13 protein-coding genes are annotated in these 15,559 nt (G+C 56.3%); 5 read left to right on the plus strand and 8 right to left on the minus strand.

Annotated elements, in window-relative coordinates:
* Positions 1-4: 4 nt before the first annotated feature.
* The 7 genes from ispC to rpsB all read right to left on the minus strand — a co-directional run bounded on the left by ispC (position 5) and on the right by rpsB (position 6,090).
* Positions 5-1,192 (minus strand): 1-deoxy-D-xylulose-5-phosphate reductoisomerase, encoded by a 1,188-nt coding sequence (gene ispC, locus ACI7MX_RS00910; RefSeq protein ID WP_314491782.1) that lies wholly within the window; start codon positions 1,190-1,192, stop codon positions 5-7.
* Positions 1,189-1,995: a phosphatidate cytidylyltransferase gene (locus ACI7MX_RS00915; RefSeq protein WP_314491778.1), complete on the minus strand. Its 807-nt coding sequence runs from the start codon at positions 1,993-1,995 to the stop codon at positions 1,189-1,191. Before ACI7MX_RS00915 ends, ispC begins: the two co-directional genes overlap by 4 nt.
* Entirely contained in the window at positions 1,995-2,750 is a 756-nt protein-coding gene (uppS, locus tag ACI7MX_RS00920; RefSeq protein ID WP_314491775.1) for a polyprenyl diphosphate synthase, read from the minus strand. The genes ACI7MX_RS00915 and uppS overlap by 1 nt, the downstream gene beginning before the upstream one ends.
* A gap of 15 nt (positions 2,751-2,765) precedes the next feature.
* Entirely contained in the window at positions 2,766-3,323 is a 558-nt protein-coding gene (gene frr, locus ACI7MX_RS00925) for a ribosome recycling factor (protein WP_122782422.1), read from the minus strand.
* Positions 3,320-4,063 carry a UMP kinase gene (gene pyrH / locus ACI7MX_RS00930; protein WP_003440426.1) on the minus strand — a complete coding sequence of 248 codons (744 nt, stop codon included), beginning with the start codon at positions 4,061-4,063 and terminating at the stop codon, positions 3,320-3,322. Before pyrH ends, frr begins: the two co-directional genes overlap by 4 nt.
* Before the next feature lie 207 nt (positions 4,064-4,270).
* Entirely contained in the window at positions 4,271-5,140 is an 870-nt protein-coding gene (gene tsf, locus ACI7MX_RS00935; RefSeq protein ID WP_122782423.1) for a translation elongation factor Ts, read from the minus strand.
* Between the two features lie 206 nt (positions 5,141-5,346).
* On the minus strand, positions 5,347-6,090 hold the full coding sequence (rpsB, locus tag ACI7MX_RS00940) for a 30S ribosomal protein S2 (RefSeq protein WP_122782424.1): 744 nt from the start codon (positions 6,088-6,090) through the stop codon (positions 5,347-5,349).
* A 1,186-nt stretch (positions 6,091-7,276) separates the two neighbouring features.
* On the opposite strand from rpsB, the gene map reads away from it, so the two are divergent.
* The 3 genes from map (at position 7,277) to dapC (ending at position 12,105) form a co-directional block, all read left to right on the plus strand.
* A complete protein-coding gene (gene map / locus ACI7MX_RS00945; RefSeq protein WP_314486245.1) occupies positions 7,277-8,113 on the plus strand; it encodes a type I methionyl aminopeptidase in 837 nt (278 codons plus the stop codon).
* A gap of 63 nt (positions 8,114-8,176) precedes the next feature.
* Positions 8,177-10,879, plus strand: coding sequence for a [protein-PII] uridylyltransferase (locus ACI7MX_RS00950; RefSeq protein WP_405586216.1), 2,703 nt, complete (start codon positions 8,177-8,179; stop codon positions 10,877-10,879).
* A 26-nt stretch (positions 10,880-10,905) separates the two neighbouring features.
* Complete coding sequence (gene dapC, locus ACI7MX_RS00955) at positions 10,906-12,105, plus strand: succinyldiaminopimelate transaminase (RefSeq protein WP_405586213.1); 1,200 nt, start codon at positions 10,906-10,908, stop codon at positions 12,103-12,105.
* A gap of 102 nt (positions 12,106-12,207) precedes the next feature.
* Here dapC and ACI7MX_RS00960 read toward each other — a convergent pair whose 3' ends face one another.
* Positions 12,208-13,854, minus strand: a complete 1,647-nt coding sequence (locus ACI7MX_RS00960) for a Na+/H+ antiporter (RefSeq protein WP_314486251.1) — start codon at positions 13,852-13,854, stop codon at positions 12,208-12,210.
* Positions 13,855-14,085: 231 nt separating this feature from the next.
* Here ACI7MX_RS00960 and ACI7MX_RS00965 point away from each other — a divergent pair, with 231 nt between their 5' ends.
* Together ACI7MX_RS00965 and dapD are read left to right on the plus strand one after the other, a co-directional pair.
* Positions 14,086-14,448, plus strand: coding sequence for an ArsC family reductase (locus tag ACI7MX_RS00965; protein WP_405586209.1), 363 nt, complete (start codon positions 14,086-14,088; stop codon positions 14,446-14,448).
* A gap of 45 nt (positions 14,449-14,493) precedes the next feature.
* A complete protein-coding gene (dapD, locus tag ACI7MX_RS00970) occupies positions 14,494-15,528 on the plus strand; it encodes a 2,3,4,5-tetrahydropyridine-2,6-dicarboxylate N-succinyltransferase (RefSeq protein WP_405586206.1) in 1,035 nt (344 codons plus the stop codon).
* Positions 15,529-15,559: the final 31 nt, after the last annotated feature.

A 15,559-nucleotide genomic window follows, 5' to 3' on the forward strand; every position in this document is an offset into this window, starting at 1 on the left:
CCTATTAGCCGTTACGGCTCAACCACTGTTCAGCCCGCAGCCTCGCTTTGGTATCAGCGCTAAATACCGCATCCAGCTCGTCTACGGCAACCACAGGCTCACTGCTCAGGACATCTTCAATCAACCCGGCAATCTGCGGGTAACGGATTTGCCCTTTGAGAAAAGCCGCTACTGCCACTTCATTCGCTGCATTGAGCATCGCCGGTGCGCTGTTCCCTTCCTCTGCGGCTTCGCGAGCCAAACGCAGACAAGGAAAGCGCTGTTCGTCAGGGCGCTGGAAATCCAGGCGCGCAATTTCAAACAGATCCAGCGGCGCAACTCCCGAGTCAATTCGCAGGGGCCATGCCAATGCATTGGCAATAGGCGTGCGCATATCGGGATTCCCGAGCTGCGCCAGTACCGAACCATCTACATAGTCGACCAACGAATGAATCACGCTTTGCGGATGAATGACCACTTCGACCTGACTCGGCCTTGCATCAAACAACCAACAGGCCTCAATCAACTCAAGGCCCTTATTCATCATGCTGGCGGAGTCAACGGAGATTTTGCGCCCCATTGACCAGTTCGGATGAGCACACGCCTGATCGGGCGTCACATTTTCAAGCGCTGCCAACGGTGTTTCTCGAAAAGGACCGCCGGACGCCGTCAACAGAATTCGACGCACCCCGACAGCCCCCAAGCCGCGAGCATAATCTTGCGGCAAACACTGGAAAATAGCGTTGTGCTCACTGTCGATAGGCAGCAGCACTGAGCCACTGCGCCGCACGGCCTGCATAAACAGAGCGCCCGTCATGACCAGCGCTTCTTTATTGGCCAACAGAATTTTTTTGCCTGCATCGACCGCAGCCAATGTCGGGCGCAAGCCCGCTGCGCCGACGATGGCGGCCATAACAGCATCAACCTCTGGTGCAGAGGCGGCTTGGCACAAGCCCTCTTCCCCCACCAACACCTCGGTGGCAAGACCCGCTGCACGCAGATCAGCCTGCAACCGGGTAGCAGCTTGATCATCCGGCACCACTGCCACCCGCGGCTTGTGCTTTACGCACAAAGCAAACAGCTCAGCAAGCCGGCTGTAACCGCTCAAGGCAAACACCTGATAACGATCCGGATGGCGCGCTATCACGTCCAGGGTGCTAAGACCTATCGAGCCTGTAGCCCCCAAAACCGTAATATTTTGCACATGACTCATGAGGCAGCCATCCACAGCAACACCGCAAATACCGGAATAGCGGCTGTCAGGCTGTCAATACGATCCAGAACACCGCCATGACCTGGCAGTAAATTACTGCTGTCTTTAATGCCGGATTGACGCTTGAACATGCTTTCAGTGAGATCACCCACCACCGAAATCAACACAATAAGGGCTGCGCCTGCCAAGGCTGCGAACATCTGGCTCGCACTCCAACCACGCACCGCACCCACTACCGCAGTGATTAACAAGCTCAATAACAAGCCACCCAATACGCCCTCCCAGCTTTTGCCCGGACTGACCTTAGGGGCGAGTTTGCGCTTGCCAAATTTACGTCCTGAAAAGTAAGCACCTATATCAGCGCCCCAAACCAGAACCATCACCGCCATGATCAGCCAGTTGCCCAACGGCATGGCCTTGATCAACACCAAGCCTTGCCAGGCTGGCAGCAGGATCAACAAGCCGATCAGTAATTTGGTTGCCGTAGTTGACCAATGAACCGCAGATTGCGGAAAGGTCAGCACCAAATACGTCGCCACCGCCCACCACAAAACCGCTGCACCCAGCACCCAAGGCGCCAGGTCAGGAAAAATGTGCAGTCCGAACAAGAGCACAGCAACAACGGCCGCAAACCCGACGCGAGCGATCTGATCGTTAAAACCAGCCAAGCGCGCCCATTCCCAGGCGCCCAAGGTCACGACCAGGCCGATAAACAGCGCAAAGCCGGACCCCTCAAGCAGGAAAAAACCGCACAAGGCGATGGGCAGCAGAATAAGCGCTGTAATGATTCGTTGTTTAAGCATTAAACCCGGGCTCCAGCCTCAACCTGCTCGCTTGTTTTACCGAAGCGACGCTGGCGAGAAGCGAAATCAGCCAATGCATTACGCATGGCCTCGTGTTTGAAGTCCGGCCAGAACAGGTCGGAAAAATACAACTCGGAGTAGGCTAGCTGCCACAGCAAGAAATTGCTGATGCGATGCTCTCCCCCCGTACGAATGCACAGGTCCGGCAAAGGCAGATCACCGGTTACAAGACAGGTTTGAAGCAACCCCGGCGTGATGTCCTCAGGCTGCAGATGACCCGCCTGAACCTCCCGGGCCAAACGCTGCGCAGCCTGCGCAATGTCCCACTGACCACCATAGTTGGCGGCAATCTGCAGAACAAAACGCCCGGCACCCGCTGTGATCTGCTCCGCCTCACGCATCGCCACCTGCAAATCAGGATGGAAACGTGTGCGGTCGCCAATGATCCGCAGGCTGATGTTGTTTTCGTTGAGGCGCTTGGCCTCTCGACGCAGCGCCCTGAAGAACAAATCCATCAAGGCGCTGACTTCAGCGGCCGGACGCTGCCAGTTTTCACTGGAAAACGCGAACAAAGTAAGCACTTCGACCTTGGCCTCGGCGCATACCTCAATGACTGCGCGAACAGCATCGACACCCGCTTTATGCCCGGCTACACCCGGCATAAAGCGTTTTTTCGCCCAGCGATTATTGCCATCCATGATGATCGCGACATGACGCGGCACCGATGATGGTTCAGCCTGCTTGGTCTTTTCCATAAAACGCCCAGGCCCTTATACGGCCATCAGGTCCGCTTCTTTCTGCTTGGTAGCTGCATCGATATCGGCTTCGGCTTTATCCGTCAGCTTTTGAATATCAGCTGCAGCACGACGCTCTTCGTCTTCGCTGATGGCCTTGTCTTTAACCAGCTTTTTAAGCTCGCCCAACGCATCGCGACGAATGTTACGTACAGCAACACGTGCGTCTTCAGCGGCGCTACGCGCTTGCTTGGTGAAACCCTTACGAGTCTCTTCAGTCAGCGCCGGCATGGAAATCAGCAACAACTCGCCGAGGTTAGTCGGGTTGAGGTTCAGACCTGCACTTTGAATGGCCTTGTCGACAGCCGCCAGCATGTTGCGCTCGAACGCCACCACTTGCAGAGTGCGCGAATCTTTAACCGTCACGTTGGCAACGCTGCTCAATGGCGTATCAGCACCGTAGTACGGCACCATCACGCTACCCAGAATGCTTGGGTGCGCTTTGCCAGTACGGATTTGGCCAAATGCATGGTGCAGGGAGTCAAGCGACTTCTGCATGCGCGCTTGAGCGTCTTTTTTGATTTCGTTGATCATTGTTGACCTTCCTCGATCAGAGTGCCTTCAGCGCCGCCATGGACAATATTAAGCAAGGCGCCGGGCTTGTTCATATTAAATACACGCAGTGGCATTTTATGGTCACGGCACAGGCAGATGGCCGTCAGATCCATTACGCCCAGCTTGCGATCCAGCACTTCATCGTAAGTCAGATGATCGAACTTCTCGGCATGCGGGTCTTTGAATGGATCAGCGGTATACACACCGTCAACCTTGGTTGCCTTGAGCACCACATCAGCGTCAATTTCAATGGCACGCAGGCAAGCAGCCGAATCCGTGGTAAAGAACGGATTACCCGTACCTGCCGCAAAAATCACCACATCTTTTGCGTTCAAGTGGCGCATGGCTTTACGACGGTCGTAGTGATCCGTCACGCCCACCATGGAAATGGCCGACATTACGATGGCGGAGATATTCGCACGTTCCAGCGCATCGCGCATCGCCAGGGCGTTCATTACGGTTGCCAGCATACCCATATGATCGCCTGTAACGCGATCCATACCGGCAGCACTCAGCGCAGCACCACGGAACAGGTTGCCACCACCAATCACCAACCCGACCTGAACGCCAATGCCGACCAATTGGCCAACTTCCAGCGCCATGCGGTCGAGCACCTTGGGATCGATCCCGAACTCTTCAGAGCCCATCAGGGCTTCGCCGCTTAGCTTGAGTAGAATGCGTTTATAGCGAGCTTGATAACCACTGCCCTGCTGAGCCATTGCGAATCTCTCCTGCCGCGTTTTATAAAAAATCTGTGCGAGGCCATGTGCGACCTGCGCTTACTCTAGCGTGGCACTGCACAGCAGCACCATCGGAACACGACGTTAGCGGTCGGTTCCGCAAGGACAGGCACAAGCCTCTCCCATTTGAAAAGAGGCTGCGCGCGTGAGCGGGCAGCCTCTTCGGGTCGACAGTTTAAAACCGTCTTATTGCTTGGCTGCAGCCAGCTGTGCAGCAACTTCTTCAGCGAAGTTATCAACTGGCTTCTCGATGCCTTCGCCTACTTTGAAGTAGGTGAAAGAAACGATTTCAGCGCCGGCTTTTTTGGCCAGATCGCCGACTTTGATTTCCGGGTTCTTAACGAACGCTTGCTCAACCAGGCTGGCTTCAGCCAGGAACTTGCTGATACGACCGGCAACCATTTTCTCAACGATTTCTGCTGGCTTGCCTTTGATCTTGTCTTCGTTGAGGCTCATGAACACAGCTTTTTCGCGTTCGATGGCATCAGCGGAAACTTGCGATGGCAGCAGGAATTCCGGGTTGCTTGCAGCGACGTGCATAGCGATGTCGCGAGCCAGCTCAGCGTTGCCGCCTTTAAGAGCAACCACAACACCGATTTTGTTGCCGTGCAGGTAAGCATCAACAACGTCGCCTTCAACACGCACCAGACGGCGAATATTGACGTTCTCGCCCACTTTACCGACCAGTGTTTCACGTGCGGATTCTTGAGCGGCGATCAGCGGAGCTGCGTCGGTCATTTTGTCAGCAAATGCTTTTTCTACGCTGGCAGCAACGAATTGCTTAAAGTCGTCTTGCAGAGCCAGGAAGTCGGTTTGCGAGTTGACTTCAAGGATAACGGCCGACTTGTTGTCGTCCGCAACTTTAACTGCGATAGCGCCTTCAGCAGCAACGTTGCCTGCTTTTTTGGCAGCCTTGATGGCGCCCGAAGCACGCATGTCATCAATGGCTTTTTCGATGTCGCCGCCAGCCTTGGTCAAGGCTTTCTTGCAATCCATCATGCCTTCGCCGGTACGCTCACGCAGTTCTTTAACCAACGCTGCAGTAATCTCTGCCATTTCAAAATTCCTCTTGGATAGGTTTTCAACCATTCCACCCGACCGAACGGGCGTTCAATTCGTTTGAAGCGCACCTCGATACAACATTGCCAGGCGCTATCTGATACAGATACGACGAGCATAGTTACAACAAATGGATTTCGAGGTGGCAAAAAGGGGGCCAAGCCCCCTTTTTGCGTACTGAGTAAACGCTAGGCGTTAATGACTCAGCCTTCAACTACCGCTGCAGCTGGAGCTTCTTCGACGAAAGTGTCGGTGCCGCCAGCAACGTGGTTACGACCACGGATAACAGCATCAGCCATCGCACCCATGTACAGCTGGATGGCGCGGATTGCGTCATCGTTGCCTGGGATGATGTAGTCAACGCCTTCCGGGCTGCTGTTGGTATCGACAACGCCGATAACCGGGATACCCAACTTGTTAGCTTCGGTGATCGCGATACGCTCGTGGTCAACGTCGATAACGAACAGTGCGTCTGGCAGACCGCCCATGTCCTTGATACCACCCAGGCTACGGTCCAGCTTTTCCAGATCGCGAGTACGCATCAGCGCCTCTTTCTTGGTCAGCTTGGCGAACGTACCGTCTTCGGCTTGAATTTCAAGGTCACGCAGACGCTTGATGGAAGCACGGATGGTTTTGAAGTTGGTGAGCATGCCGCCCAACCAGCGGTGATCCACGTACGGCGAACCGCAACGTGCTGCTTCTTCAGCAACGATCTTGCCAGCGGAACGCTTGGTGCCGACGAACAGAATCTTGTTTTTGCCCTGGGCCAGACGCTCTACGAAAGTCAGAGCTTCGTTGAACATTGGCAGGGTTTTTTCAAGGTTGATGATGTGAATCTTGTTACGCGCGCCAAAGATGTATTTACCCATCTTCGGGTTCCAGTAACGGGTTTGGTGACCGAAGTGCACACCGGCCTTCAGCATATCGCGCATGTTGACTTGGGACATGGTAGTTCCTTAGTAAGTCGGGTTAGGCCTCCACGTATCCCAACGACCAACCAGCAGCTTCGAGCTGAAGGCACCCAGGTCATCGTGTCGATACGTGTGTGGGTTTGTGCTCTGCGGGCTATACCCGCAAAGCGGCGCATTTTATACCACAAGACGCGCAAAAAACGAAGCGTGGTTTTGGATTTTATTGCTAACTCGTTGCCCTACAAGAGTTTACGCCTCCCCTGAACGTTGAAGCCCCAAGTTTTTCGCTTGTCGCTTGTCGCTTGTCGCTTGCCACTTGCCGCTTGCCTCTTGCCTCTTGCCTCTTGCCGCTTGCCTCTTGCCGCTTGCCGCTTGCCGCTTGCCTCTTGCCTCTTGCCTCTTGCCTCTTGCCTCTTGCCGTCCAATGCTACTGCCGCCACCGAAATGTTCCAGACAACACTGAGGCCCATCACAGGAGGCTGAACGCAGGTGCTGTTATGGGGGTGGCGAGGCAGGACGCCGAGCCAGCCGCGATCGGGCCAAGGATGGCCCGTCGCGGCGGGCCCCCATAACAGTGCCTTCGTTCTGGCACCGGGCGAGCCTAGGCGAGCTCGGCCGTATGGTAGGGCGCAGACCTTTTGGTTCCTTTTGGGGCGTCTGCCAAAAGGAACTCGCCGTAAGGGCGAAACCCGTAGAAAGGTTTAATACATCTAATGGATATGTACGCTGGCCAATTAAAAGCTTCGAGTACATATCCATTATTGGCGTCTAGCTGAAGTAATGGTTACGCCCTTACGGCGTGTCACTTTGCAAAAGCGGCAAAGTAACCAAAACGCTTCCGCCCCCGCGTACGGCCCTCGCTGCGCTCAGGTTCCCTCGCTCCGGTCCCGCTCCGTGGGCACGCCGTGACGGGCCATCCTTGGCCCAACACGGCTCTCCCGGCATCCATGCCGGTCGACCCACTCCGCGAAACCTCCACTCAGCCTCCCGAAAGGGCGGCAGATCAAGATCAAACACCAGATCACAAGCAGATCACAAGCAGATCACAAGCAGATCACAAGCAAGTCACAAGCAGCGCTTGTGGCTTGCCCCCTTTTGCACAGGGCTTGGAATAGCGCCAGAATGCCCCACTCTATTAGTAGAAGCGATGGCGCAAGGCTCATGTGTAACGCCGACCGTCTGTTAGAATCGCGTTTTTATGGCGGTGTGAAGCTGTAATGTCTTGTCACACACCCGCAATCCCGTTGATGAGCGCCTACGCGCGAAGAGAGCCTGTATGACCGTCACCCTCAAAACCCCCGAGGACATCGCAAAAATGCGTGTCGCCGGCAAACTGGCCGCCGAAGTGCTGGAAATGATTGCCGAGTACGTCAAGCCGGGCGTCACCACTGAAGAGCTGGATCGCATTTGCCATGACTATATCGTCAATGTGCAAAAGGCCATCCCTGCCCCGCTCAACTATAAGGGCTTCCCGAAGTCGATCTGTACGTCGATCAATCACGTGGTTTGCCACGGCATACCCGGCGACAAGGCCCTGAAAGACGGCGACACCCTGAACATTGATGTCACCGTAATCAAAGAGGGTTACCACGGCGACACCAGCCGCATGTTCCACGTTGGCAAGGTGCCGGTCTGGGCTGAGCGTCTGTCGCAGGTGACCCAGGAATGCATGTACAAGGCCATCGAAATCGTTAAACCCGGCTGCCGCCTGGGCGATATTGGTGAAGTGATTCAGAAGCACGCTGAAAAGAACGGTTTTTCGGTGGTTCGTGAGTTCTGTGGCCACGGCATAGGCAAAGTATTCCACGAAGAACCGCAAATCCTGCACTACGGCCGCGCAGGCACAGGCATGGAATTGAAAGCCGGCATGACGTTTACCATCGAGCCGATGATCAACCAGGGCAAGGCCGACACCAAAGTGCTGGGCGATGGCTGGACCGCTATTACCAAGGACCGCAAGCTGTCAGCGCAGTGGGAACACACCCTGCTGGTGACCGAAACGGGCTATGAAATTTTCACGTTGCGCAGCGATGACACGATCCCCCGCGTTTCCGGCTGATCCGCAGTTGCACTGACACGCGCCTCTATAAACGAACGTATTTATCCCAAGGAAAGCCAATCGATGCCGCAGGTGGATCCCGAACTTTTTGACCGCGGCCAGTTCCAGGCCGAACTGGCGTTGAAGGCAAGTCCCATTGCCGCATTCAAAAAGGCGATCCGCCAGGCACACGAGGTGCTCGATGAACGCTTTCGTAAAGGGCGCGATATTCGACGTTTGATCGAAGATCGGGCCTGGTTCGTCGACAATATCTTGCAACAGGCGTGGAGTCAGTTCACCTGGAGCGATCAGGCCGATATCGCACTGGTGGCCGTCGGTGGCTATGGCCGTGGCGAACTCCACCCCTACTCCGATATCGACCTGCTGATCCTGCTCGAGAACGACGATCACGAGATTTTTCGTGATTCCATTGAGCGCTTTCTGACACTGCTTTGGGATATTGGCCTGGAAGTCGGCCAGAGTGTGCGCTCGGTGAACGAGTGCGCCGAGCAGGCCCGCGCCGACCTGACTGTCATCACCAACTTGATGGAAAGCCGTACCGTGGCCGGCCCTGAACGGCTGCGCCAGCGCATGCTGGAGGTCACCAGCACCGCCCATATGTGGCCCAGCAAGGAGTTCTTTCTGGCCAAACGTGCCGAGCAAAAAGCTCGCCACCACAAATACAACGACACCGAGTACAACCTGGAACCCAACGTAAAAGGTTCACCCGGTGGCCTGCGCGATATTCAGACTATTTTGTGGGTAGCCCGCCGCCAATACGGCACGCTCAACCTGCGCGCCCTGGCCAATGAAGGTTTTCTGGTCGAAAGCGAGCACGCGCTGCTCGCCTCTTCGCAAGAGTTCTTGTGGAAGGTTCGTTATGCCCTGCACATGCTGGCCGGGCGAGCCGAAGACCGCCTTTTGTTTGACTATCAACGCAGTATCGCCGAGCTGCTCGGCTATACGGGCGAAGACACCAAACAGACCATCGAAAACTTCATGCAGCAGTACTACCGCGTGGTCATGAGCATTGCGCAACTGAGTGACTTGATCATCCAGCACTTCGAAGAAGTCATCCTGGCTCCCGATGATGAAGCGCCACCCACGCCGATCAACTCGCGCTTCCAGCTACACGACGGTTATATAGAAGCCACCAGCGATCATGTCTTCAAACGCACGCCGTTTGCGATGCTCGAAGTTTTCCTGCTGATGGCCCAACACCCGGAAATCAAAGGCGTACGCGCTGACACCATTCGCTTGCTGCGCGAACACCGCTATTTGATCGACGACGATTTTCGCAACGACATTCGCAACACCAGCCTGTTTATCGAGCTGTTCAAATGCAAGATCGGCATCCACCGCAATCTGCGGCGCATGAATCGCTACGGCATTCTGGGACGTTACCTGCCCGAGTTCGGTTTTATCGTTGGGCAGATGCAGCACGACTTGTTCCACATCTATACGGTCGATGCCCACACCCTTAACCTGATCAAGCACCTGCGCAAGTTGCAGTACACCCAGGTCTCGGAGAAATTTCCGCTGGCCAGCAAGTTGATGGCCAAGCTGCCCAAACCCGAGCTGATTTACCTCGCTGGGCTGTATCACGACATCGGCAAAGGCCGTCACGGCGACCACTCCGAAATTGGTGCAGTGGATGCCGAAGCGTTCTGCATTCGTCACCACTTGCCTCAGTGGGACACTCGCCTGATTGTCTGGCTGGTGCAAAACCATCTGATCATGTCCACCACGGCTCAGCGCAAAGACTTGTCGGACCCTCAGGTCATCCACGACTTCGCCCAGTTTGTAGGCGACGAAACTCATCTGGACTACCTGTATGTATTGACCGTCGCCGACATTAACGCCACCAATCCGACGCTGTGGAACTCGTGGCGCGCCAGCCTGTTGCGCCAGCTCTACACCGAAACCAAGCGCGCCCTGCGTCGAGGCCTGGAAAACCCGGTCGACCGCGAAGAGCAGATCCGCCAGACACAGCGTGCGGCACTGGATATTCTGGTGCGCAATGGCAACGATCAGGATGACGTCGAACAACTCTGGTCACAGCTGGGCGATGACTACTTTTTGCGCCATACCTCTGCCGATGTGGCCTTGCACACCGAAGCCATCCTGCAACAACCCAGTGACGGCGGACCGCTGGTCCTGATCAAGGAAACCACCCAGCGCGAATTCGAAGGCGGGACACAGATATTCATCTATGCACCCGACCAGCATGATTTTTTCGCTGTGACCGTGGCAGCGATGGACCAGCTCAACCTGAACATTCATGACGCGCGCATCATCACCTCCAGCAGCCAGTTCACCCTCGACACCTACATCGTGCTCGACAATGATGGCGACTCGATCGGCAACAACCCCGAGCGCATCGAGAAAATCCGTAAAGGCCTGACTGAAGCCCTGCGCAACCCGGATGACTACCCCAACATCATTCAACGCCGAGTGCCGCGCCAGCTCAAACACTTCGCTTTCCCGCCACAAGTGACCATTCACAATGATGCGCAACGTCCGGTTACCGTGCTGGAACTCAGCGCACCTGATCGACCCGGACTGCTGGCGCGTATTGGCATGATCTTTTTGGAATTCGACCTGTCGCTGCAAAACGCCAAGATCGCCACGCTGGGCGAGCGCGTTGAAGACGTCTTTTTTATTACCGACGAAAACAATCAGCCCTTGTCTGACCCGCAACTGTGCATGCGTTTGCAGGAAGCCATCGTTGAACAGCTGACCGTCGACAAAAACTCATCCCCTGAAGCCTGGCGCCTGAGTATCTGACCGCCGCTGTGTGAGACCCGTACCCGATGAACAATGCTCTAAATCAGTTACAGCCTTACCCGTTCGAAAAGCTGCGTGCCTTGCTTGGCAGCGTGCAGCCCAACGCCGACAAACGCCCGATTGCGCTGTCGATTGGCGAACCTAAACACCGTTCACCCGAGTTCGTCGCCAAAGCCTTGGCCGACAACCTTGACCAGATGGCGGTTTACCCGACCACTCTGGGCATTCCAGCCCTGCGTGAAGCCATCGCTGGCTGGGCAGAGCGCCGCTTTAACGTGCCTAAAGGTTGGCTCGATCCAGCGCGTAACATCTTGCCGGTCAACGGCACACGCGAAGCGCTGTTCGCTTTCACGCAAACCGTGGTCAACCGCGAGGATGACGGGCTGGTGGTCAGCCCGAACCCGTTTTACCAGATCTACGAAGGCGCAGCGTTTTTAGCCGGTGCTACCCCGCACTACCTGCCTTGCTTGGCAGAACACGGCTTCAACCCGGACTTCGATGCCGTATCGACCGAGACCTGGAAGCGCTGCCAGATTTTATTCCTGTGCTCGCCGGGCAACCCGACCGGTGCATTGATCCCGCTGGACACGCTTAAAAAGCTGATCGCACTGGCCGATGAACATGACTTTGTAATCGCCGCAGACGAATGCTATAGCGAGCTGTATTTCGACGAGCAAACACCGCCTGTTGGCCTGCTCAGCGCCTGTGTGGCGTTGGGCCGCGAAGATTTCAAACGGTGCGTGGTGTTCCATAGTCTGTCCAAACGCTCCAACTTGCCGGGCTTGCGCTCAGGGTTTGTAGCGGGTGATGCCGAAATCCTCAAGGCCTTCTTGCTGTACCGGACCTACCACGGCTGCGCAATGCCAGTCCAAACCCAGCTGGCCAGCATTGCCGCCTGGAACGACGAAGCCCACGTGCGCACCAACCGTGATCTTTATCGCGAGAAGTTTGATGCAGTGCTCAAGATTTTGACGCCCGTGATGGATGTACAGCGCCCCGATGGCGGTTTTTATCTGTGGCCCAAGGTTGAAGGTGACGATGCCGAGTTTTGCCGCGACCTGTTCGCGCAAGAACACGTGACGGTGGTGCCGGGTTCTTACCTGTCCCGTGACGTTGAAGGCTTCAACCCCGGTGCTGGTCGAGTGCGTATGGCGCTGGTGGCACCGTTGGCAGAATGCGTCGAAGCTGCTGAGCGGATTCGCGACTTCATCCTGCGTCGTCGCTAGTTAATCCGCGCCCCATAGCAACTGGCGCAGGCTGCGTTCGGCGACGAATTCGTCGTAATACGCAGCCTGCGCCAGCGTGCTACCCAGACAGGGGGCTATCCCCTACTTCACCGCCCCCAGATTCGCTTCGCTCAAGTCCAGATCACGCAGAATCTCGCCCAGCACTTCATCGCCAATTTCGTGATGGCGACGCATGCTATACAGCTCAAGTCGCTGCGCCCGAAGCGCCTTGAGACGCAGACGCCCCTCCAGCTCATCCATTTTCGACGCCAAAGCCTGTGCTTCCGCAGAGTCATTGAACACGTCGAGCTGATGACGGTACTCAGACATGATCTGCGCCTTCAACTCAGACGCCAACGCGGCCTGAGCCGCATCCGGGTGTTCGTTGGGATCAACCACCTCTTCAGTTTCCAGGGCATGAATGGCCGCCTCGGCCGTACGGCGCCAAGCCTCACGCACTTCGTTATGCTTCGAATCATCTGAGGTTTTGGAAATGCCGCGCAGCAAAAGCGGTAACGCGATGCAGGCCACGATCAACGACAACAGAATCACACCTGCCGCAATAAAGATCAGCAATTCACGCTCAGGGAAGTCGATACCTTCGTTAATCAACAAAGGGATCGACATCACGCCCGCCAGCGTGACCGCGCCGCGCACGCCGCCCACGGTCAAGATCCAGCAAGAGCGTGCTGTCGGCACCATGGTCAGCTCTTGCTTGCCGCGCCAGCGGCGCAGTAGACCGGACAAGCGCCAAATGCTCTGCACCCAGATAAAGCGCAACGCAATCAACACCAGGAAGATGACCACCACATCAAAGCAGCGATACATCAGCGTCGGCCACAGATGGGTTTCCAGATGGACAACTGCCTTGATGATGTCGGGCAGTTGCAGGCCCAGCAGCAAAAAGATCAGACCGTTAAAGGCAAATTCCAGAAGCGCCCATACACTGCGGTTCAGCAATCGCGTACTGGTCTGACGCGGCAACAAATCCAGCCAACTCTGCATCATCCCCGCCGCAACGGCGGACAAAATGCCTGAAGCGCCCAGACGCTCAGCCAGTACATACGCCGCGAAAGGCAGCAGCAACATGAATACGACGTGGGTGGCCGGGTCATCCCAGCCGCGGGCAATCATCCACGAACGCATACGCCCCACGACCCAGCTCAACGCAACCCCGATGGCCAGACCGCCGCAGGCTACCAGCAGGAAAGTGACACTGGCATTGGCCAGCGAAAAAACGCCGGTAATGGCGGCAACCAATGCGAATTTGAACGTCACCAGGCCGGTCGCATCATTCATTAACGCTTCGCCTTGCAGCATATGCATCAACGGCGCCGGCAATCGGCTTTGCGCAATCGCCGAGACGGCCACGGCATCGGTTGGCGACAACACGGCCGCCAGCGCAAAAGCCACAGGCAAGGGTATGGTCGGCAACAACCAATGAATAAAGTAGCCTGCGCCCACCACCGTAAACAGCACCAGCCCCACCGCCAGCGTCAAAATCGGCCCGCGCAAGCGCCAGAACTCACGCTTGGGAATGCGCCAACCATCCGAAAACAGCAAAGGCGGCAAAAACAGAAACAGAAACAACTCTGGGTCCAGCGCCACGTGCAGCCCAAGGGTTGGCCAGGCCAGCGCGGCCCCGGCAGCAATCTGGACCAGCGGCAATGGCAGCGGGATGACACGCCCCAATAAACGCGAGACTCCCACCAACATCAATAAGATGAGGACGGTATAGGCGGTTTGCATATCAACAGGTTTCCCAAACAATCAGCGTTCAACTAGACACAGCTAGCAACATTTTGGCATTGCAGGCCATAGTAGCGTTTTACGGAACAACCCGACCCTGAACAAAAGTAGCAGTGCGACGACATGTCACAAGTACGTGCCAAGCTTGCAGCCGAGCACGCCCAAGGCCGTTGCTCATGGCATAATCCGCCACCGCTCATTTCAGGCATCTCCAAAGGAGGGGCAATTTCAGTGACCGAATCAGAAAAAACCTTGCACCTTTTCGGCATCAAAGCCTGCGACACCATGAAAAAGGCTCGCACTTGGCTGGATGAACATGCTGTGGGTTACGACTTTCACGATTACAAGAGTAGCGGCATAGACCGTGAACACCTCACCCGGTGGTGCAATGAGCACGGCTGGCAAGTGGTGCTCAATCGCGCTGGCACGACCTTTCGCAAACTCGACGACGAACAAAAAGCCGATCTCGACCAAGCGAAAGCGATTGAACTGATGCTCGCCCAACCCTCGATGATCAAGCGCCCGGTGCTTGAACTCGGTGACAAAACCCTGATTGGCTTCAAGCCAGATCTTTATGCGGCGGCCCTTCTTTAACCTTTGAGTCAAAGCCGCCCATTATTTTTGTAAAGAGGTAATTGCATGTCTACTACCCTGTTCAGCGCAGCCTTCGGCGTCGGCACCCAGAACCGTCAAGGCGCTTGGCTGGAAGTGTTCTACGCACACCCCCTGATCACCCCGTCGGCCGAGCTGATTGAAGCCATCGCCCCTATTTTGGGCTACACCGGCGGCAATCAGGCAATCACCTTCACCACCGCTCAGGCCGCGCAATTGGCTGAAGCGGTGAAACCGGTCGACGCCGCCCAAGCAGCGCTGCTGACCCGCCTGGCTGAAAGCCACAAGCCGCTGGTCGCTACGTTGCTGGCCGAAGACGCGGCGCTGACATCGACGCCTGAGGCCTACCTCAAGCTGCACTTGCTGTCCCATCGTTTGGTCAAGCCACACGGCCTGAGCCTGGCGGGTGTGTTCCCGCTGCTGCCCAACGTGGCCTGGACCAGCCAGGGTGCAATCGACCTGAGCGAGCTGGCCGAGCGCCAACTCGAAGCCCGTCTGCGTGGCGATTTGCTCGAAGTGTTCTCCGTCGACAAATTCCCGAAGATGACCGACTACGTTGTTCCGGCGGGTGTGCGTATCGCAGACAGCGCACGTATTCGTCTGGGCGCTTACATTGGCGAAGGCACCACCGTCATGCACGAAGGGTTCGTTAACTTCAACGCTGGCACTGAAGGCCCGGGCATGATCGAAGGCCGCGTTTCGGCGGGCGTGTTTGTTGGCAAAGGTTCGGACCTGGGCGGCGGTTGCTCGACCATGGGCACCCTGTCGGGTGGCGGCAACATTGTCATCAAAGTGGGCGAAGGCTGCCTGATTGGCGCCAATGCCGGTATCGGCATTCCCCTGGGCGACCGCAACACCGTAGAGTCGGGTCTGTACGTGACCGCTGGCACCAAAGTGGCCCTGCTTGATGAAAACAACCAACTGGTTAAAGTAGTCAAAGCCCGTGAGTTGGCTGGCCAGCCTGACCTGTTGTTCCGTCGTAACTCGGAAACCGGCGCTGTGGAATGCAAAACCCACAAATCGGCCATCGAGCTGAACGAAGCGCTGCACGCTCACAACTAAGCGTCTTTCTGCCACTGACGGGGTTGCGTGC

Source organism: Pseudomonas sp. 2024-210 (genome assembly GCF_045062345.1).
GTDB lineage: Bacteria > Pseudomonadota > Gammaproteobacteria > Pseudomonadales > Pseudomonadaceae > Aquipseudomonas.

What these genes read in the sequence shown, in the direction of transcription:
- uppS (WP_314491775.1), bottom strand. Translation starts at nt 2,750, where the DNA reads ATGGAAAAGACCAAGCAGGCTGAACCATCATCGGTGCCGCGTCATGTC.
- ACI7MX_RS00960 (WP_314486251.1), bottom strand. Translation starts at nt 13,854, where the DNA reads ATGCAAACCGCCTATACCGTCCTCATCTTATTGATGTTGGTGGGAGTC.
- dapC (WP_405586213.1), top strand. Translation starts at nt 10,906, where the DNA reads ATGAACAATGCTCTAAATCAGTTACAGCCTTACCCGTTCGAAAAGCTG.
- tsf (WP_122782423.1), bottom strand. Translation starts at nt 5,140, where the DNA reads ATGGCAGAGATTACTGCAGCGTTGGTTAAAGAACTGCGTGAGCGTACC.
- ACI7MX_RS00950 (WP_405586216.1), top strand. Translation starts at nt 8,177, where the DNA reads ATGCCGCAGGTGGATCCCGAACTTTTTGACCGCGGCCAGTTCCAGGCC.
- pyrH (WP_003440426.1), bottom strand. Translation starts at nt 4,063, where the DNA reads ATGGCTCAGCAGGGCAGTGGTTATCAAGCTCGCTATAAACGCATTCTA.
- dapD (WP_405586206.1), top strand. Translation starts at nt 14,494, where the DNA reads ATGTCTACTACCCTGTTCAGCGCAGCCTTCGGCGTCGGCACCCAGAAC.
- ACI7MX_RS00915 (WP_314491778.1), bottom strand. Translation starts at nt 1,995, where the DNA reads ATGCTTAAACAACGAATCATTACAGCGCTTATTCTGCTGCCCATCGCC.
- frr (WP_122782422.1), bottom strand. Translation starts at nt 3,323, where the DNA reads ATGATCAACGAAATCAAAAAAGACGCTCAAGCGCGCATGCAGAAGTCG.
- ispC (WP_314491782.1), bottom strand. Translation starts at nt 1,192, where the DNA reads ATGAGTCATGTGCAAAATATTACGGTTTTGGGGGCTACAGGCTCGATA.
- rpsB (WP_122782424.1), bottom strand. Translation starts at nt 6,090, where the DNA reads ATGTCCCAAGTCAACATGCGCGATATGCTGAAGGCCGGTGTGCACTTC.